The following is a 17,700-nucleotide window of genomic DNA, read 5'->3' on the forward strand; positions in this document are numbered from 1 at the left end:
TTACAAATAAAGATAAAGTCTAACCTTGTGCGCCCCCAGAAAATTGGCGCTGCCGTACAGCGTCACCGACGAATGAGCCGGGATAGTCACGCTGCGTGGCGCTTCCAGAGGATGCATTTCCAGTCCTCTGGCGTCATACCAGTAAAACCGATAATGAACGGTAACGGGTTCTTGTCTTTCGTTATAAAGTCGCGAGGATGCTGAGGCCTGAATATCAGACGTGGTTAACGTCGGCTGTTCTGCTGTAATGCCCGACGCCAGAATCGTTGATTCCATCACCAGCGACTGTTCATCACTTACCGGAATTTCAGGATGTGCCCGACAGCCAGCCAGTAGCAGCAAGCTCAGTGAAAGTGCAATGCATCCTCTGGTCATGCTTAGAGACCTTTATGCGCAAGCATTGGACCAAGCGCCCGCCCGCCCAGCAGGTGCATATGAATGTGATACACCTCCTGACCGCCGTGACGATTGGTATTCATGATTAAACGATACCCATCCGCAGCAATGCCTTCCTGCTCGGCGATTTTTGCCGCAACAGTGATCATGCGACCCAGCGCCTGCTCGTGTTCCGCCGTCACATCGTTGACGGTCGGGATCAGGACGTTAGGAATGATCAGAATGTGCGTAGGTGCCTGAGGGGAAATATCACGAAACGCAGTGACCAGTTCATCCTGGTACACGATATCTGACGGAATTTCACGACGGATAATTTTGCTGAATATAGTTTCTTCTGCCACGACGTTTTCCTTTTTCATTAACAGCCCAAGCGTTATGCCATGCTACGCCGGGTCACTCTGCGAGTATAGAGTATGAGCGAGTTACTCACGCTCTTTCAACTTTAACCCTCGATTTTTTAAGCAAAAAGCCCTGCCACTGCTGTTCTTATAACCATTTCCCGTCGCTATTGCTTAATCATAGTACTGAAACAACATTTCACTTATGCCGTAGCATCTGTTTACACATTGAATGTGAATGCGTATATTTCGCATTTGTATTCGCGTGCGAACTTAATAATTTACAACCAAAGGGTTCATCACAACCTCAGTGATTCGAACTTAATATTAATAATTATCAAGGACTTTTCGATGTCTTTCACAACACACAACGGGGATGACCAGCGCCAATCGGGGCTTGCCCCTTCTGTACTGGCAGCCTGCATCACGTTAGCACTATTGCCTTCCACCAGCCTCGCAGCCCCTGCTGAAGAGACGGTTATCGTTGAGGGCTCTGCTCCAGCCACATCCAGCGAGGAGCAGGATTACAGCGTTAAATCAACGACTGCTGGCACCAAAATGCAGATGACGCAGCGCGATATTCCGCAATCGGTCAGCATTATCAGTCAGCAGCGCATGGAAGATCAGCAACTGCAAACGCTGGGCGATGTGATGGACAACACGTTGGGGATAAGCAGAAGTCAGGCGGATTCAGATCGCAGTAGCTATTACTCTCGCGGATTTCAGATTGATAACTATATGGTCGATGGGATTCCGACCTATTTTGAATCCCGCTGGAATCTCGGTGATGCCCTTTCCGACACGGCCCTTTTTGAGCGTGTCGAAGTGGTCCGTGGCGCAAACGGGCTAATGACCGGGACGGGTAACCCCTCAGCGTCGATTAATATGATCCGTAAGCATGCCACCAGCCGCGAGTTCACCGGTAATGTTTCTGCGGAATATGGCAGTTGGAATAAACAACGATATGTGACCGATCTTCAAAGCCCGCTCACGGCAGAGGGCAACGTGCGCGGGCGCATCGTGGCAGGCTACCAGAATAACGACGCCTGGCTTGATCGCTACAATAGCGAAAAAATGTTCTTCTCCGGGATTGTCGATGCCGATCTGGGCGACACCACCAGCCTGTCTGCGGGTTATGAATACCAGCGCATTGATATCAACAGCCCAACATGGGGTGGATTGCCGCGCTGGAATACCGACGGCAGCAAAAACAGCTATGACCGCTCGCGCAGCACTGCGCCGGACTGGGCGTACAACGATAAAGACTTCAACAAAGTGTTTGTCACCATCAAGCAACGTTTTGCCGATACCTGGCAGGCGACCATGAATGCCACCCACTCCGAGGTCAAATTTGACAGTAAAATGATGTACGTCGATGCCTATGTCAATAAAGCCGATGGTACGCTGATTGGCCCGTATGGCAGCTATGGTCCGGGCTATGACTACGTCGGAGGTACCGGCTGGAACAGCGGCAAGCGTAAGGTAGATGCCGTCGATCTATTCGCCGACGGCGGTTACGACCTGTTTGGTCGTCAGCATAATCTGATGCTGGGCGGCAGCTACAGCAAACAGAATAACCGTTACGAAAGCGCGTGGGCGAACGAATTCCCCAACGAAATCGGCAGTTTCTATACCTTCGATGGTAACTTCCCGGAAACCAACAGGGTCCCGCAGTCATTGGCCCAGGACGATACCACGCACATGAAATCGCTCTACGCCGCAACACGTATTTCTCTGGCCGACCCACTGCATTTGATTGTCGGCGCGCGTTATACCAACTGGCGTATCGACACCCTCGCCTACAGCATGGAACAAAACCACACCACGCCGTATGCGGGCCTGGTGTATGACATTGACGATAACTGGTCTACGTACGCCAGCTATACCTCAATCTTTCAGCCGCAGAACAAGCGCGACAGTTCCGGTAAATATCTTTCCCCAATTACCGGCAATAACTATGAACTTGGCCTGAAGTCCGACTGGATGAACAGCCGTTTAACCACCACCCTCGCGGTGTTCCGCATTGAACAGGATAACGTGGGCCAATCAACCGGCGTACCAATTGCCGGTAGCAATGGCGACACGGCCTATAGAGCGATGGATGGAACGGTCAGCAAAGGGGTCGAATTCGAAGTTAACGGTGCGATCACCGATAACTGGCAGATGACGTTCGGCGCGACACGCTATGTTGCTGAAGACAACGAAGGCAATGCGGTAAACCCGAACCTACCGCGTACCACAGTAAAACTGTTTACCCGTTATCGCCTGCCAGCCATGCCGGAACTGACCGTGGGCGGTGGGGTTAACTGGCAGAATCGTGTTTATAGCGATAAGGTCACGCCGTATGGCACATTCCGCGCGGAACAGGGAAGCTACGCCCTGGTCGATTTATTCACTCGCTATCAGGTGACGAAAAACTTCTCTGTGCAGGGTAACCTCAATAACCTGTTCGATAAAACCTACGACACCAATGTCGACGGATCTATCGTCTATGGCGAGCCGCGCAACGTCAGCGTCACCGCCAGCTATCAGTTCTGATTCGAAACACATCACGCTCCACCTGCTCGTCAGGTGGATGCACTGGACTGAGAAAACAAAAAGCCCGCTTAAGTTTCCTTAAGCGGGCTTCTTAAATATGGCTCCTCTGACTGGACTCGAACCAGTGACATACGGATTAACAGTCCGCCGTTCTACCGACTGAACTACAGAGGAATCGTTGTGGAGGCTTATCTTAGCGGCGAAAAAATTTTTGTCAAACCCCATTTCCCCGAATAAGTTTCAATTGATGCTTCTCTCGACAGTTTGTTGCATTTCCAGACATTTTAAATGGAAAAAACTTTGCAGCTTTTTGGATTCTCCCTCATCATTTGAAATGAGGTTTCAACTTTCTTCTTTAAGGTCCACTTTGAACGTCTCCGCTGCCTTACGCCAGGTCGCTTCCCGCACGCCCTGGTATGCTAAACGCAAGAGTTATAAGGTTCTCTTTTGGCGCGAAATCACTCCGCTTGCGGTCCCCATTTTTCTGGAAAACACCTGTGTACTGTTGATGGGCGTACTGAGTACCTTCCTTGTTAGCTGGTTGGGAAAAGAAGCAATGGCTGGCGTTGGTCTCGCCGACAGTTTCAATATGGTCATCATGGCGTTTTTTGCCGCCATCGATCTGGGAACCACGGTGGTGGTAGCATTTAGCCTGGGAAAACGAGATCGTCGACGGGCAAGGGCAGCAGCCAGACAATCGCTGGTGATCATGACGATTTTTGCTACCGTGCTGGCAGTGGTCATTCACTATTTTGGTGAACAGATTATTGACGTTGTCGCCGGTGAAGCAACCCCCGATGTTAAGGCTTTGGCACTCACCTATCTGGAGCTAACGGTGCTTAGCTACCCGGCGGCAGCTATTGCTTTGATCGGTAGCGGCGCACTCCGCGGAGCCGGAAATACCAAAATTCCGCTGTTGATTAATGGCGGTATGAATATCCTAAATATCATTATCAGTAGCATCCTGATCTACGGGGTCTTTTCCTGGCAAGGGCTGGGATTTGTGGGGGCAGGACTCGGGCTGACCATTTCACGCTACATCGGTGCGTTCGCCATTATCTGGGTGCTGATGATTGGTTTTAATCCGGCGCTGCGTATTCCCTTCAAAAGCTATTTTAAGCCGCTCAATCTCGCCATTATCTGGGAAGTTATGGGGATCGGTATTCCGGCAAGTATTGAGTCAGTGCTATTTAATGGCGGTAAACTGTTAACGCAGATGTTTGTCTCCGGCATGGGAACCAGCGTAATTGCCGGAAACTTCATTGCATTTTCCATCGCCGCGCTCATCAACCTGCCGGGGAATGCTTTAGGCTCCGCGTCGACAATCATTACCGGCAGGCGTCTGGGAAATGGTCAGATTGCCCAAGCGGAAATCCAGTTACGCCATATATTCTGGCTCTCAACAATCGGCTTAACCGCCATCGCCTGGCTAACCGCCCCTTTTGCCGGCGTTATGGCCTCATTTTATACCCACGATCAGGATGTAAAAGAGGTCATAGTCATCCTAATTTGGCTCAACGCAGCGTTTATGCCGATATGGGCAGCATCCTGGGTGCTACCATCAGGGTTTAAGGGCGCACGTGATGTGCGTTTTGCGATGTGGGTATCGATGTTGGGCATGTGGGGCTGTCGCGTTGTGGCGGGTTACACCTTGGGAATTGTATTAGGATGGGGCGTAGTCGGCGTTTGGTTAGGGATGTTCTTCGACTGGGCCGTGCGCGCCGCGTTATTTTACTGGCGTATGGTCACAGGCCGCTGGTTATGGAAATACCCTCGCCCCGAGCGCGAAAAGTGCATAAAACAACCGGTTGCGTCTGAATAAGCGGCGAAATGGGGAATATTTCAGCAAACAATCGCATTTATCTATTCAGGCTTTGACAACGCTGAGTGGCATCGCTAATATTCGCCTCGTTCACACGATTCCTCTGTAGTTCAGTCGGTAGAACGGCGGACTGTTAATCCGTATGTCACTGGTTCGAGTCCAGTCAGAGGAGCCATATTTAAGAAGCCTGCTTAGGAAACTAAGCAGGCTTCTTGCTTTATATCTGATAATCAATCACGGCTTCATCTGGCTCCATCGCCTGGCGCTTGATTTCATCGACGGATAACCCTGCGTTGCATAGCTCAATGAATCGCCAAACGTAGTTGCGCTGCAGTTGCCCGCGTTTCAGGCCCAGCCAGACGGTATTTGCATCAAATAAGTGCCGGGTATCCAGACGGGTTAAGCTCCCCTCCTCCTGCTCTCCACTGGATTGTTCTGCCACCAGCCCGATTCCCAGCCCCAGCGACACATAGGTTTTAATCACATCCGAGTCCTGGGCGCTGAGGATAATATCCGGCACTAACCCTTTACGGGCAAATGCCTCATCGATACGGGAACGCCCCGTAATCCCCTGACGATACGTAATTAATGGCCAGTGGGCGATAGATTCCAGTGTGAGAGGAGACGTTTTCACCAAGGGATGGTCGTGAGGAACAAGCAGGCTGTGGTGCCAACGAAACCAGGGAAAAGCTACCAACAGCGGATCGCTGCTCAGTCGCTCGCTGGCAATCCCGATGTCTGCCCCACCGTTTTGCAACAGTACGTCAATCTCCTGCGGTGTACCCTGGATCAGTTCCAGACGCACCTCAGGGAAGAGCTCACGAAAGGCTTTAATCACCGCGGGCAGGCTATAGCGTGCCTGTGTATGCGTGGTGGCAATCGTCAGTACACCGGACGTGTCATTGGTAAACAGATCCGCCAGTCTGCGAACGTTGCTGGCCTCATTCAGAATACGCTCGGCAATAACCAGCAAGGCTTTGCCCGGTTCGGTCATGCCCAGCAGGCGTTTACCGCGACGGATAAAAATCTCAATGCCAAGTTCATCTTCAAGTTCACGAATATGTCGGCTGACTCCCGACTGCGAGGTGTACAGTATATTCGCGACTTCCGTCAGGTTGTAATCCTGACGGGCCGCCTCGCGGATTATTTTAAGTTGCTGGAAATTCACTTTTCGCTCCGGGCGCATCAGACATTACGCTATTGTTAAAGTCTGATGCCCGGCATAACAAATAATAAAAACCCGCATCTTATTCCTGAAGGGAATAAGGTTTAGCTGACCAGCTGTAGCTCGCGGTTTTCCAGTGCCGGACGGCTTACCAGCGACAACAGGATCTCCTTCACGGCCTGTGCCTGCGGCGATAAGCTCCCTCTGGCTGAGACGTTCAGCGATAATGGCAGATTCATCGACGGGGTTGTTATCCGCGCCATCCAGCCGTTCGCGGCATTACATAATGAACGGGCCGCTGACTCAGGCAACACTGTGACGCCCATCCCGCTGGCGATGGCAGCTGTTAAGGTGGCGATAGATTCAATTTCGCCAATCACTTTGGCCGTCAGGCGACGAAGCGAAAAAGCTTCATCTACACGCAGGCGAACTGCGCTGTAATCCCGTGGCAAAAACAGATTCATCTGCGCCACCGCGGCTAAATCGACGCTTTGCCCTGGGCAATCACGCGTCCCGACCAGGTACAAATCCTCTTTAAGCAACGGTTGACTGCTGATACCCGCCACGGGTGAGCGCTCGTAGAGCACCGCCATGTCTAAATGCCCGCTGAGCAGCTTGTCATTCAGCACCGCCCCACTGTTTTCATGCAAATAGACCAGCACATCGGGCAGCTCTGCTCGTACTGTCTGTAATAACGGCATAGTGATGGCTGACGCCGCCGTCCCCGGTGCCAGGCCAATAGAGACCTGTCCCCCCAGGGTCTGACCCACGTTATTGACCGCAAGTTGCGCCTGCTCGCACTGGCGTAAAATCGTCCGCGCATGGGCATACAACACTTTCCCCGCTTCCGTCGGTGTGACACCGCGTTTGGTGCGAATCAGCAGTTGCTGATCCAGTTCGCCTTCCAGCGTAGCAACCTGCTGGCTCAGCGCGGGTTGCGCGATATGCAACACTTCCGCTGCCTGGGTCAGGCTACCTATATCGACGATTTTCACGAAATATTTCAGTCGTCTGAAGTTCATTTTGCCTCCTGTCGGAATACCAGAACCCGTGCTGGCAGTCATTAATTTCAGGATTGCAAGATGCTTGCCAGTTTAGTCAGCAGCCGTGTTGTACGGTTAAAACCGCGTAAAGTCAGGCTCAAAGGTGAAGAATGGACTTTTTGCACACCTGAATCTCTCATTCTGGCTGCCCTGGAAGAGGTAGACGCGCACCAGAATGGGGCAAAAGCATAAAAAGACGGAAAGATCGCCGCTTTGCTGATTTTGTCAGCAAACGAACGCACAAATGTATTTCCCCCTTTGACAAGCCTCATCGCCCTCGCTAATATGCGCCTCGTTCAAACGATTCCTCTGTAGTTCAGTCGGTAGAACGGCGGACTGTTAATCCGTATGTCACTGGTTCGAGTCCAGTCAGAGGAGCCAAATTCTTGTTTTCAGGCGTACTTAAAAGTACCTATATGATTAGGTTTCAATAAGTTAGCGTGAAAACCTTTCCCGATGCGTATCTGGTTTCCCCTGCGCATCCGGCGAAATTGGTGGTCTGATTTGGGGTCATTTCAGTTCGATAATGGAGTGACCACCATATGTCCCTGTCCGACGCGAAAATCCGCAGTATTAAGCCTTCCGATAAACCCTTTAAACTGACTGATTCTCAGGGCCTGTATCTGCTTGTCAATCCGGGCGGTTCACGCCTCTGGTATCTCAAATATCGCTTCAACCGAAAAGAATCCCGTATAGCATTAGGTGCCTATCCGCAGGTCTCCCTTTCTGACGCCCGCCAGCAGCGCGACGGTATTCGTAAACTGCTGGCGCAGAATATCAATCCCTCACAGCAACGCATGACTGAAAAAGCCGCTGCTTCACCAGAAAAATGCTTTGAAGTTGTCGCTCTGAAATGGCACAAAACCAACAAGAAATGGTCGACTGACTATGCGGAGCGCATCCTCGCCAGTATGAAAAATCATATCTTTCCGGCAATCGGTCATCTGCCCGTCACGATGCTGAAAACGCAGCATTTCACGGCACTGCTGAGAGTTATCGAGGATAAAGGCTTTCTGGAAGTCGCGTCCCGAACCCGGCAGCAACTCTGCAACATCATGCGCTACGCCGTGCAGCAGGGACTGACCGAAAGCAACCCAGCGCAGCATCTGGAAGGCGTCACCGCGCCGCCGGTGAAAAATCACTATCCCGCCCTGCCGCTGGAGAGGTTGCCCGAATTGTTTGAGCGTATTGGCGACTATCAGCAGGGACGGCAGCTTACGAGACTGGCGGTGGTGTTGACTCTACACCTGTTTATCCGCTCCAGCGAACTGCGATTCGCCCGCTGGAGCGAGATAGATTTCAGACACAAAATCTGGACCATCCCCGCCACCCGAGAGGCGATAGATAAAGTTCGTTTTTCAGGTCGTGGGGCAAAAATGCGCACTCCGCATATTGTGCCATTGTCCCGGCAGGCTATAGCTATTCTGAAGCAAATACAGGAAATCTCCGGTCATCTGGAGCTGGTCTTCCCCGGCGACCATAACCCATATAAGCCGATGAGTGAAAATACCATCAACCGGGCGCTGCGTCTGATGGGCTACGATACCAAAACCGACATCTGCGGGCATGGCTTCAGGGCAATGGCTTGTAGCGCACTGGTGGAATCTGAACTCTGGTCGCGGGATGCCGTGGAGCGGCAGATGAGCCATCAGGAGCGCAATAGCGTGCGTGCGGCGTACATTCACCGCGCTGAGCACCTCGACGCCCGCAAAGCTATGATGCAGTGGTGGTCGGATTATCTGGACGTCAGTCGTGACGGGTACACTGCCCCATATATTTATGCACGACTGCATGGGATGGTCTAAGTAAGGTGACTGCTCCTGTAATAGTTTAGCCCTGCAACACCCGAAAAATCTCATCGGGTGTTCTCATTGCTGCAACAGATTTAGGTACTCTATGCTAGCTTACTCCACCACCTCGCTGACCCTTTTTCTTGTTGTTCGAAATTTCCCAGGCTCCCGAGCAGGCATTCCATTTTTGATATAACTCACCTACTCGGCCTATGACTTCTGATGAAAATCACGCCTGTCAATCATTGATGGCATCATGACATGTCATTGATAAAAATGATTATTCCCCTATAGTCGTTACGTCACACCTCATATTTCCTCAGGTTTGTCGTACAATCCTTCATCACGGGGATATCTCACTTATAACTGTCGGCGTTTTACCTATTTGAAAGTTTAGCTTTATACAAATTCGCGATATGGCAATCAGAACTGACTTATTTTTTCGCATTAGTACTTGAAAACAAGCGAAGCGGCCTCACTATCGATCCTGTTCACAACAAATGTGGGGTTACTATGAGTCTTCAAAACAAATTCATGAATTTTCATGATGCTATCAAGTTAGGCAGACAGGATCTAGAGTACACAACGGCACGTCTGAAGGACGACAGCATCACAGCGGATATCAAAAAACGCTTCAAAGAAGATGGCTATCCAGTCGTTGAGGATTTCATTCAGGGCTCATTGGCGACCAGCACAGGTATCCGGGAAAAAGGTCAAGATTTTGATATTGATCGTGCTATCGTCATTGAAGCCGATTTAGCGCCAGAAAATCCCATTACACCTAAGTTGGCTGTTTTGGAAGTGCTTGAGGATCGGGGCTTTAAAAACGCTAAGATAAAAAAGCCTTGTGTCACAGCTGATTACAAAGCCGATGACCTTCATGTTGACATCCCCATTTATCGTAAATACGAAAACGGACAGTACGAGCTTGCGGTTGGTAAAAAACATTCTGATGAGAACAATCGAGAGTGGTCCCGGTCTGCACCCCACGAACTGATCGATTGGGTAAATAGTTACGATAAAAATGGGGTATATGGTTCCAAAAAACATGACCAATACCGCCGCATTGTCCGGTATCTTAAGCGCTGGAGAAACGTCACATTTAGCGAGGATGTTCGGCGCAAAATCTATTCAATAGGTATTGCTGTTATGGTCAAAGAGTGCTTAGCCTCTTCAATCAATGATGAAGGCTTCCCGAATGATCTTTCTGCTCTACGTTCGACCATAAATAACATTCTGAATTATAGCAACTATTTTACTTTGGTTGATGTGGATAAATACAAGGTTAAAGTTGCTCTGCCGGTCAGCCCTTTCAGAGACATTTTTCATAGTAGTAGCACTGCTACGGGCACGCAACTCCGTAACAAGTTTAGCTCGTTATCAAAAACACTTGGTAAAGTTGCTGATGAAGAAGATGAGTCCAAACAATGTGAGCTGTTACGCAGTGTATTTGGAGATGATTTCCCTAAGTGTGCTTCGTCATCATCTGCATCGTCGGTTGCTAAAAAAACAGTGTATGCGTCCGCAGGCGCGGTAGGGACATCTCAGGGCGCATGAATTATTCAGAAATTCAAACACATTTAACAGAATGCGGATACAAAGTATCCGTCTTCCCTTACGGCTCTGCGGGAAATGATTCTTTCACCGTCGAACTTGAGATTAATAATTTTTTAGTTACTTTGCTTCATATTGCCGTCCCTGAATTAACCCAAATGCCCAGCTTTCTTTTAGGAGACCCATCGGCATTGCCTAGGCTCGCGCATACTACAATTCATGCAGATAAACGCTACGCGAGTATCTGTGTAAATGTTCCTGATGCTGTATCCGTAAACTATGAACGCCCAGAACTGGCATTTGAGGAGTCACTCACAAGGCACATCGCATTGCTGACTAATGCTTTATCAGATAGCGAATGGAATAATTCTGAGCTAATTAGAGAGTTTGAAGCTGGTTGGCTAAATATAGTTGCCCAAAACACTGCTCCATTTCTCTGCTTGACTGAAAGCAAAAAGATGGAAGAATTATGTGTTTTAAAGCCACGTAAAAATATTGTCAGAGGACTGGGATCATACTATGTGGGATATGCAGCTGAATGTGTACCAGACAACATTTTTTCACCGATTAATCAGCTCATAACAGATCGAGAAGCAACTAAGGGACGAGGATTTGTTATACCCCTTAGTATCGCGACACCTGCACCTAAGCAGAGAGAAGACCTTGCCGATTGGTATCTTTCCCTATTAGCTGATTTACCGGTGGCAGTTCGAACCAAATTGACGCAACAATTCTCTCAGCAACGCTCCCATGAATTTTGGCTCATTTTTAATTCCCCTACCCCATCAGGAATGACATGGTTTGGTATTTATTTTTCACTAAAAAGCTCTGTAAAAGGCAGGAAACACCTACCCTTTAAAGGATCTCATTTAGTGGAGTGGGAGCTAACGCCCTTAGAAGTATCAACTTTTAACCAAGATAGACTTATGCCAAGGAGTGGTGCCGAGCAATGTCTTCTTCGTAAAAAGGTGTTGCTTGTAGGATGCGGCTCAGTTGGTGGTGAAATTGCAGACAAACTTGCAGCCTCTGGTATCGGTCATATTACGTTATGTGACCCTGATTATCTTTCGCTGAATAATCTTTATCGGCATATTCTTCCTCCTGCATATGCTTTATCTCGAAAATCACTCGCGCTTTGGCACAGCCTGACAAGTAAATACCCCTGGATTGCGATCGAACATTATACTGACAGATTACTTGAGTTAAGGCATAGGGCATTTCTGTCGCAATTTGATATTATCATCATAGCGATAGGCTCACCTACCCATGAACGATTATTTCATGACTACTTGCTTAAGGAAAAAATTGGTACTCCAGTTATTAATACTTGGGTTGAAGGATATGGTATTGGTGGGCATGCAGTTCTGGATATTCCCGCCCAAAAAGGCTGTTTGCGGTGTGCATATGTTGACCCTTCCGACTTCTCTCGAGGACTCGCATCAAACCTGAACTTCCTGGCACCCAATCAGGATTTGACAAAAAATCATGCTGGATGCGGAGATGCTTTTTTGCCATACACTTACATCGCATCAACTCAGACAGCCCTTATTACTGCAGATCTTGCTGTTAAATATCTTCTTGGTAAAGTCCATGATTCATCAAAAATTAGTTGGAAAGGAAGTCCAGTTGATGCGAGCGAGAATGGATTTAAGCTAAGCGATAGATATCAAGCATTTAACCGCTCATTAGAAATATTACCCCTGTACAATACTGAATGTGATATTTGCAATGAATAATTCTGAATCAATTACTATTGACACTACAAACTTCAGGATTAACATCCCAAAGACAGTGAGTGATACCTGGCTAAGTTACCGGCAAAGTCGCTCAACGGCCCCCGAAGCATTTGGTGTCCTCATTGGTAATAAAGATCTTGGAGTGGAACATTATCACTTAGTCGAAGTTACCGTTCCTCAGAATGGGGATCGATGTTCCAGATTGAGTTTTACGCTTCAAGATCCTGAACATCAACGCAGAGTTGATCATCTGCATCAAAGCTCCAGCGGTCAATTGATCTATCTTGGTACATGGCATACTCACCCGGAAAAAGTACCCCATGCTTCATACACAGACATTAGGGACTGGAAAGAGTGCAATTCACGGAATAAAGAGAGGCAACTTTTTTTCGTAATAATTGGAACAGAACAAAATGCATTATATTATTTCTTAGAGGGAAATCTTCTACGGCAAGAGTTCTAATATACAATCATAAAAGAAGGTAGAACAATGAATACTATTGATAAAGAATTTTTCAACCAAACTCACTTTCCTCCTTTTGATACGATAATCAATGTTAATGAATATATTAGACTTCTTGATGAGAAAGTAAAATGGGATGAAGTTATTTACTTCACTGATGACAATAATAAAAATTCACTTATCGCTCTCCAATTTGAATCGAATGTAGTGTCTGCAATGCGTTTTAATTTCCCTTTGGATGAACTAATTTTAATAATTCAACGTTTATGCCAAGGAAAGAAGCCTCTTAAGTTGGCTATTCTTCAGGGAATATCATTAGAAAGTGCACATGTAGCCAATTTGAGATCAATTCAGCAAGTTCTTCAACTATGCCAATTTCAGACAATAAAAATTACTACAAATGAGATCAGGAGATTCCTGAAATCCACGGGTGGAACTAAAGCAAAGGGACGCGGCGAAAATTTTAGCAAACTAACGAAGGATGAAGTATGGAAAGATAGTCACGGTCGATGTATGTTTACCGGTTGTGGACTGCGTCTGAATATGGATGAATTAACCGGTGCGCATGGAAACTTTAGTTATCTAGCACATAATGTTGCGTCATCAGAAAGGGGGGAGCGTGGGGTAGCTGTTCTATCAGAAAAATTATCCAATGATCCCAGCAACGTACTTTTACTCTGTGACAAGCACCATCGATTGATTGATAAAATTGCTGGATGCGATTATCCTGCTTCTCGCCTTTCCGAAATGCGCTCAAGACATTGCCACACATCTGAGCTGTTGTTAGATGGCTTAAGCTATGAACCAGTAGATGTCTATGTCCTACTTTGGCCTGTCAATGCCCAGGTTATTTCTGCTCCTGGTTCAAAAGAAATAGCAGCCTCGCTATCATCAATGCGGCTTAGAGCTTTAGGTGCTTCTAATATTATTGAAACTTGCGGAGAAAGTTTTTTCCTTCAACATGGCTCTGACAGGGAACAGATAATTTCTCTGATTGAGAATTCAGCTCAGCAGATTCGAAATCAGACACGTAATAAAAATTTTAAAGCTGCATTATTTGCGTTTGGCCCTATGCCTGCTCTTGTTGGGCTCGGTGCCCTTTTAGGGAATAAAGGGCTTTGTTGAATAAATCAGATTTCGGGTAAGTCTCCCCCGTAGCGGGTTGTGTTTTCAGGCAATACGCACGCTTTCAGGCATACCTGCTTTCGTCATTTTGTTCAGCGCTCGTACCAGGGCCATAGCCTCTGCAACCTGACCATCGTAGTCACGCAGTGTCAGTGAACCCCCGAACAGCTGTTTTACCCGGTACATCGCCGTTTCCGCTATCGAGCGACGGTTGTAATCTGTTGTCCATTTCCACCGCGCATTACTCCCGGTCATTCGCTGATTAGCCACTGCACGGTTACGGTCTGCATATTCACCGGGCCAGTAACCCGCACCTTTTCGGGGAGGGATAAGCGCGCTGATTTTCTTACGCCGCAGTTCATCGTGACATAGCCGGGTATCGTAAGCGCCATCGGCGGCGGCTGACCTGATTTTCCGGTGGGTTTGCCGGATTAACCCGGGGAAGGCCTCTGAGTCCGTAACGTTGTTCAGCGACAGGTCAGCGCAGATGATTTCATGTGTTTTACTGTCAACGGCGAGATGCAGCTTACGCCAGATACGGCGGCGTTCCTGGCCATGCTTTTTGACTTTCCACTCGCCTTCACCGAAGACCTTCAGCCCGGTGGAATCAATTACCAGGTGTGCGATTTCACCCCGGGTGGGCGTTTTGAAACTGACATTAACCGACTTTGCCCGCCTGCTGACACAGCTGTAATCCGGGCAGCGTAGCGGAACGTTCATCAGAGAAAAAATGGAATCAATAAAGCCCTGCGCAGCGCGCAGGGTCAGCCTGAATACGCGTTTAATGACCAGCACAGTCGTGATGGCAAGGTCAGAATAGCGCTGAGGTCTGCCTCGTGAAGAAGGTGTTGCTGACTCATACCAGGCCTGAATAGCTTCATCATCCAGCCAGAAAGTTATGGAGCCACGGTTGATGAGGGCTTTATTGTAGGTGGGCCAGTTGGTGATTTTGAACTTTTGCTTTGCCACGGAACGGTCTGCGTTGTCGGGAAGATACGTGATCTGATCCTTCAACTCAGCAAAAGTTCGATTTATTCAACAAAGCCGGAATAAAGGACAATTTTTCCCAATGCTCCGCTACAGAGATGGCGGATGCTGGATGTGGCCTAAACCTGAACCTGTTGGAAATTTTTACTCTGTTGAGGGCTTGGAATCACTTATTGTTCATGATGAAATTGTTGTTTGTATAAATTTTACTGCCATAGTTCCCAAACTTGTAAGCAAAGCACAAGAGCTAAAATCCTTAAAGGGTTGCTGTATTGTCAGCTACACTTCAACAGTAGATTTCATGGGAAATGGCGCAATACCTCATCCAGAAGATGGCATAGCATTCTGTGCACGATTACAACAAGATTTGCATAATTTTAAAAACCAATATGGGGTAAATCGAGTCCATCTTCTGATTTGTGCATCCAACGCAGCCTCAGTTTTTGTCGGTCAGGCATGTGATTTACATCATCCAGATATTCTTGTTTATGATTTTTCTGAGGAAGGGATGGAACCAGCATTGTTGATTCAGAACAATTCAGTAATAACAAAAGTGTCACATCCCGGTGTTTGATATACTATCTAGTCCTGTTGCGCCTATTCAGGCGCAACAGGATCGACTTAATTAGTCTGTAACTAATTTTTCGATAATCATCACCAAAATTTGCGATACACCGCCAGCAGAGACAATCAATATTAGGTTCCAACAAACATAGATAAATATGGGTTATCCTCCGGAACAACATCACCAAAAATAAACTCTGGTTTTTCCAGAAAGTACCCTTTCAGCCGCCGTGTTTTACGGGGCCCCTTCACTTCACAGGTAAAAATATTTGTACCATCATTGTCGTAATAGTGAAGTGACAGTCGCTGAAACGCCCTCTGAACAGGTTTCCACTGTTCTCCAGTCTCTCCCGTCGTGGACTGGATATACAGCTTAAAAATTCCCGGTGAGACCAGGAATACCCTACCGGCAACCATATGAACTGGCGCACCGGATTCATTAATCATCATCTTCCGGGTCCGAATACCTTCCCGCAACCAGTCGACAAACCCCTGGCCTGATACGGAACGGCTAGTAGTCCTTGGCTCCGCACCAGTCAACTTTTCTTCAGTGATGTCTGTTCGCTGAGTCAGAGAAATTCCGCCCATCGGCTCTTCTATCGGCGAGACAAAGTCATTGATAATTTCCTCATCCGATAGTGCAGGTGCAAATAGAGAAAGTGTCAAATCTGCCAGAGATTCCCCTTTTCCGGTAATCTGTCCAACGGGAATCTCTAATGCTATCTCTGGTTCGGCGTTTTCATCCAGGTTGGAAGTTTGCGGCGCTGTCGCGTCTGGAATAACCTGACCAGCAAACAGTGTCGGCCGCTCCTCCTGCGTCCCCCAAATTCGTGACGGCGATAATCGCAGTAACGTTAACGGGCAGCCCGGCGCCCAGCCACCGTCAGCTTTAATCTCACATGACCAGACAGCCTTATCTTCCGACGTCGGGATAATCAGCCCATGCGCCTGCATTTCATCAAACAGCCGAACATTGCTATCAGGCACGCTGGTCACCCCCTGTTGTAGCAGCCAGGCCCGAACCCTGTCAGCAGTAGTTTTACTGATAAGCCACAGGGCATCTTCAGTCAGCCAGCCGTCTGAGCCTGAATGGGGATTACTTAGTTTAAACTGAGTCTGTACCAGTTGACGCAAAGCCGTCAGCATCTGCTTCGCTAGCGACGGTTGCGGACGTTCCAGTGCGGTGCTGGCATTCGCCCCCATAAACTGAGCCACCGATGCTCGATCTGCTTCCTGTACCAGTTCGCCCATAATACCCGCCCGGTCGTAATGCCCGTTGATACAATATAAAAATGACGTGTATAACTCCTGATACTGTGCCAGCCAATTAAGAGCAGTAATGGGCAGAATATGAGTTGCCAGTAATCCCCCAACTACCGGATGAAGCTGATGATCACGTTTCTTGTGGTACTTCAATCGGTACGGTTTACTAAGTACTCCTTGCCACGGATACCAGGGCTGCTCATCATCCGTCGTCACCAAGATATCTGTGGCTATCTTCCCGACATCATGCAGTAATGCCGCGTAGATAACCCCCGCCGTCCACGCCTCCGCTTCTCGGGCCTGATCTTCAGGCGCAGCACCTGCCGGGAGAAGATGGCGCTGACGTAATTTCGCGGCAAACGCCATAACTTCCAGAGTGTGGTCCAGTAGACCACCGGGATGGGAATGATGGTGGTATTCCGAAGCGGGTAGTTGCTGCACCAGTTCTGCAAATCGCCTGACCGGGATCTGATACAACTCCGTGAATAACGCCCCGGAGAGTGAGGTTCGCTGCCAGATAATTCGCATCAGTTGCTGCCGTAATGGGCTTGCCAGCAGGCTCTCAGCCGACATGGGATTCATCCAGCCTGGTCTGGTTTCCGGTACCATTGCTGCGGCAACCGGTCCAGACGGAATATCTGATCTTCTGAGCCATCTCAGCTTTGCATGAATGCCTGTTTTCATGAGTCCAGCCTTTCATTTATTCATTCTGCTCCAGAACTGATAGCACTCCAGCAGGAATGCCGTGATTGTTTTACCCTGCTCTGTCGCTGCAATCTTGATTTCGCGATGTAATAGCGGATTGATACGGATCTGGATCGGTTTTGTTTCGCCGGTTTGATGATCGGTAGTCGTAACTTCAAGCGGACGGGGCATTACGGGAGATAATTTCAGTGGTTTCTTTGCCATAAGGGAT

16 protein-coding genes and 3 tRNA genes are annotated in these 17,700 nt (G+C 48.4%); 11 read left to right on the plus strand and 8 right to left on the minus strand.

Translation table 11 applies throughout. The features are described from left to right. Entirely contained in the window at positions 1-375 is a 375-nt protein-coding gene (locus tag HV311_RS14770) for a YcfL family protein (RefSeq protein WP_019076489.1), read from the minus strand. A gap of 2 nt (positions 376-377) precedes the next feature. Next, positions 378-737, minus strand: coding sequence for a purine nucleoside phosphoramidase (hinT, locus tag HV311_RS14775; protein WP_016156204.1), 360 nt, complete (start codon positions 735-737; stop codon positions 378-380). A 348-nt stretch (positions 738-1,085) separates the two neighbouring features. On the opposite strand from hinT, the gene fhuE reads away from it, so the two are divergent. Next, positions 1,086-3,272, plus strand: coding sequence for a ferric-rhodotorulic acid/ferric-coprogen receptor FhuE (gene fhuE, locus HV311_RS14780; protein ID WP_191220127.1), 2,187 nt, complete (start codon positions 1,086-1,088; stop codon positions 3,270-3,272). A gap of 98 nt (positions 3,273-3,370) precedes the next feature. On the opposite strand, the gene HV311_RS14785 is transcribed toward fhuE, so the two are convergent. Beyond that, positions 3,371-3,446, minus strand: a tRNA-Asn gene (locus tag HV311_RS14785). Between the two features lie 160 nt (positions 3,447-3,606). On the opposite strand from HV311_RS14785, the gene HV311_RS14790 reads away from it, so the two are divergent. Then, positions 3,607-5,094 carry an EmmdR/YeeO family multidrug/toxin efflux MATE transporter gene (locus HV311_RS14790; protein ID WP_317985456.1) on the plus strand — a complete coding sequence of 496 codons (1,488 nt, stop codon included), beginning with the start codon at positions 3,607-3,609 and terminating at the stop codon, positions 5,092-5,094. Between the two features lie 99 nt (positions 5,095-5,193). Beyond that, positions 5,194-5,269 (plus strand) — tRNA-Asn (locus HV311_RS14795). A gap of 42 nt (positions 5,270-5,311) precedes the next feature. Here the strand turns inward: HV311_RS14795 and cbl are convergent. Together cbl and nac are read right to left on the minus strand one after the other, a co-directional pair. Continuing rightward, on the minus strand, positions 5,312-6,262 hold the full coding sequence (cbl, locus tag HV311_RS14800) for an HTH-type transcriptional regulator Cbl (RefSeq protein ID WP_016152661.1): 951 nt from the start codon (positions 6,260-6,262) through the stop codon (positions 5,312-5,314). A 101-nt stretch (positions 6,263-6,363) separates the two neighbouring features. After that, positions 6,364-7,281, minus strand: a complete 918-nt coding sequence (nac, locus tag HV311_RS14805) for a nitrogen assimilation transcriptional regulator NAC (protein WP_016156200.1) — start codon at positions 7,279-7,281, stop codon at positions 6,364-6,366. Between the two features lie 60 nt (positions 7,282-7,341). Between nac and HV311_RS14810 the strand changes: the two genes are divergently transcribed. The 7 genes from HV311_RS14810 (at position 7,342) to HV311_RS14840 (ending at position 13,970) form a co-directional block, all read left to right on the plus strand. Further along, positions 7,342-7,494 carry a hypothetical protein gene (locus HV311_RS14810; protein WP_191220129.1) on the plus strand — a complete coding sequence of 51 codons (153 nt, stop codon included), beginning with the start codon at positions 7,342-7,344 and terminating at the stop codon, positions 7,492-7,494. Positions 7,495-7,607: 113 nt separating this feature from the next. Beyond that, positions 7,608-7,683, plus strand: a tRNA-Asn gene (locus tag HV311_RS14815). Between the two features lie 161 nt (positions 7,684-7,844). Continuing rightward, positions 7,845-9,107 carry a tyrosine-type recombinase/integrase gene (locus tag HV311_RS14820; RefSeq protein WP_046481272.1) on the plus strand — a complete coding sequence of 421 codons (1,263 nt, stop codon included), beginning with the start codon at positions 7,845-7,847 and terminating at the stop codon, positions 9,105-9,107. A gap of 498 nt (positions 9,108-9,605) precedes the next feature. Further along, positions 9,606-10,649 carry a nucleotidyltransferase domain-containing protein gene (locus HV311_RS14825; protein ID WP_046481273.1) on the plus strand — a complete coding sequence of 348 codons (1,044 nt, stop codon included), beginning with the start codon at positions 9,606-9,608 and terminating at the stop codon, positions 10,647-10,649. After that, positions 10,646-12,382 (plus strand): ThiF family adenylyltransferase, encoded by a 1,737-nt coding sequence (locus tag HV311_RS14830; RefSeq protein ID WP_046481274.1) that lies wholly within the window; start codon positions 10,646-10,648, stop codon positions 12,380-12,382. Before HV311_RS14825 ends, HV311_RS14830 begins: the two co-directional genes overlap by 4 nt. Then, complete coding sequence (locus HV311_RS14835; protein WP_075212272.1) at positions 12,375-12,845, plus strand: Mov34/MPN/PAD-1 family protein; 471 nt, start codon at positions 12,375-12,377, stop codon at positions 12,843-12,845. Before HV311_RS14830 ends, HV311_RS14835 begins: the two co-directional genes overlap by 8 nt. 27 nt (positions 12,846-12,872) lie before the next feature. Continuing rightward, positions 12,873-13,970 carry an HNH endonuclease gene (locus tag HV311_RS14840; RefSeq protein WP_191220130.1) on the plus strand — a complete coding sequence of 366 codons (1,098 nt, stop codon included), beginning with the start codon at positions 12,873-12,875 and terminating at the stop codon, positions 13,968-13,970. Positions 13,971-14,015: 45 nt separating this feature from the next. Here HV311_RS14840 and HV311_RS14845 read toward each other — a convergent pair whose 3' ends face one another. Continuing rightward, positions 14,016-14,939, minus strand: coding sequence for an IS5-like element IS903B family transposase (locus HV311_RS14845; protein WP_001118619.1), 924 nt, complete (start codon positions 14,937-14,939; stop codon positions 14,016-14,018). 100 nt (positions 14,940-15,039) lie between these two features. Here HV311_RS14845 and HV311_RS14850 point away from each other — a divergent pair, with 100 nt between their 5' ends. Continuing rightward, positions 15,040-15,531 carry an SAVED domain-containing protein gene (locus HV311_RS14850; protein WP_191220131.1) on the plus strand — a complete coding sequence of 164 codons (492 nt, stop codon included), beginning with the start codon at positions 15,040-15,042 and terminating at the stop codon, positions 15,529-15,531. Positions 15,532-15,653: 122 nt separating this feature from the next. On the opposite strand, the gene mobH is transcribed toward HV311_RS14850, so the two are convergent. Further along, positions 15,654-17,468, minus strand: coding sequence for a MobH family relaxase (mobH, locus tag HV311_RS14855; protein ID WP_065366073.1), 1,815 nt, complete (start codon positions 17,466-17,468; stop codon positions 15,654-15,656). A gap of 12 nt (positions 17,469-17,480) precedes the next feature. Further along, positions 17,481-17,693 carry a toxin-antitoxin system HicB family antitoxin gene (locus tag HV311_RS14860; RefSeq protein WP_191220132.1) on the minus strand — a complete coding sequence of 71 codons (213 nt, stop codon included), beginning with the start codon at positions 17,691-17,693 and terminating at the stop codon, positions 17,481-17,483. Positions 17,694-17,700 lie beyond the last annotated feature (7 nt).

It is taken from the genome of Citrobacter sp. RHBSTW-00881 (genome assembly GCF_013728515.1).
Lineage (GTDB): Bacteria > Pseudomonadota > Gammaproteobacteria > Enterobacterales > Enterobacteriaceae > Citrobacter > Citrobacter braakii.

Coding starts and splice junctions, on each gene's coding strand:
- HV311_RS14850 (WP_191220131.1), top strand. CDS start 15,040: ATGCTCCGCTACAGAGATGGCGGATGCTGGATGTGGCCTAAACCTGAA.
- HV311_RS14820 (WP_046481272.1), top strand. CDS start 7,845: ATGTCCCTGTCCGACGCGAAAATCCGCAGTATTAAGCCTTCCGATAAA.
- HV311_RS14810 (WP_191220129.1), top strand. CDS start 7,342: ATGCTTGCCAGTTTAGTCAGCAGCCGTGTTGTACGGTTAAAACCGCGT.
- mobH (WP_065366073.1), bottom strand. CDS start 17,468: ATGAAAACAGGCATTCATGCAAAGCTGAGATGGCTCAGAAGATCAGAT.
- HV311_RS14860 (WP_191220132.1), bottom strand. CDS start 17,693: ATGGCAAAGAAACCACTGAAATTATCTCCCGTAATGCCCCGTCCGCTT.
- HV311_RS14770 (WP_019076489.1), bottom strand. CDS start 375: ATGACCAGAGGATGCATTGCACTTTCACTGAGCTTGCTGCTACTGGCT.
- HV311_RS14825 (WP_046481273.1), top strand. CDS start 9,606: ATGAGTCTTCAAAACAAATTCATGAATTTTCATGATGCTATCAAGTTA.
- HV311_RS14840 (WP_191220130.1), top strand. CDS start 12,873: ATGAATACTATTGATAAAGAATTTTTCAACCAAACTCACTTTCCTCCT.
- nac (WP_016156200.1), bottom strand. CDS start 7,281: ATGAACTTCAGACGACTGAAATATTTCGTGAAAATCGTCGATATAGGT.
- HV311_RS14790 (WP_317985456.1), top strand. CDS start 3,607: ATGAGGTTTCAACTTTCTTCTTTAAGGTCCACTTTGAACGTCTCCGCT.
- HV311_RS14835 (WP_075212272.1), top strand. CDS start 12,375: ATGAATAATTCTGAATCAATTACTATTGACACTACAAACTTCAGGATT.
- fhuE (WP_191220127.1), top strand. CDS start 1,086: ATGTCTTTCACAACACACAACGGGGATGACCAGCGCCAATCGGGGCTT.
- HV311_RS14830 (WP_046481274.1), top strand. CDS start 10,646: ATGAATTATTCAGAAATTCAAACACATTTAACAGAATGCGGATACAAA.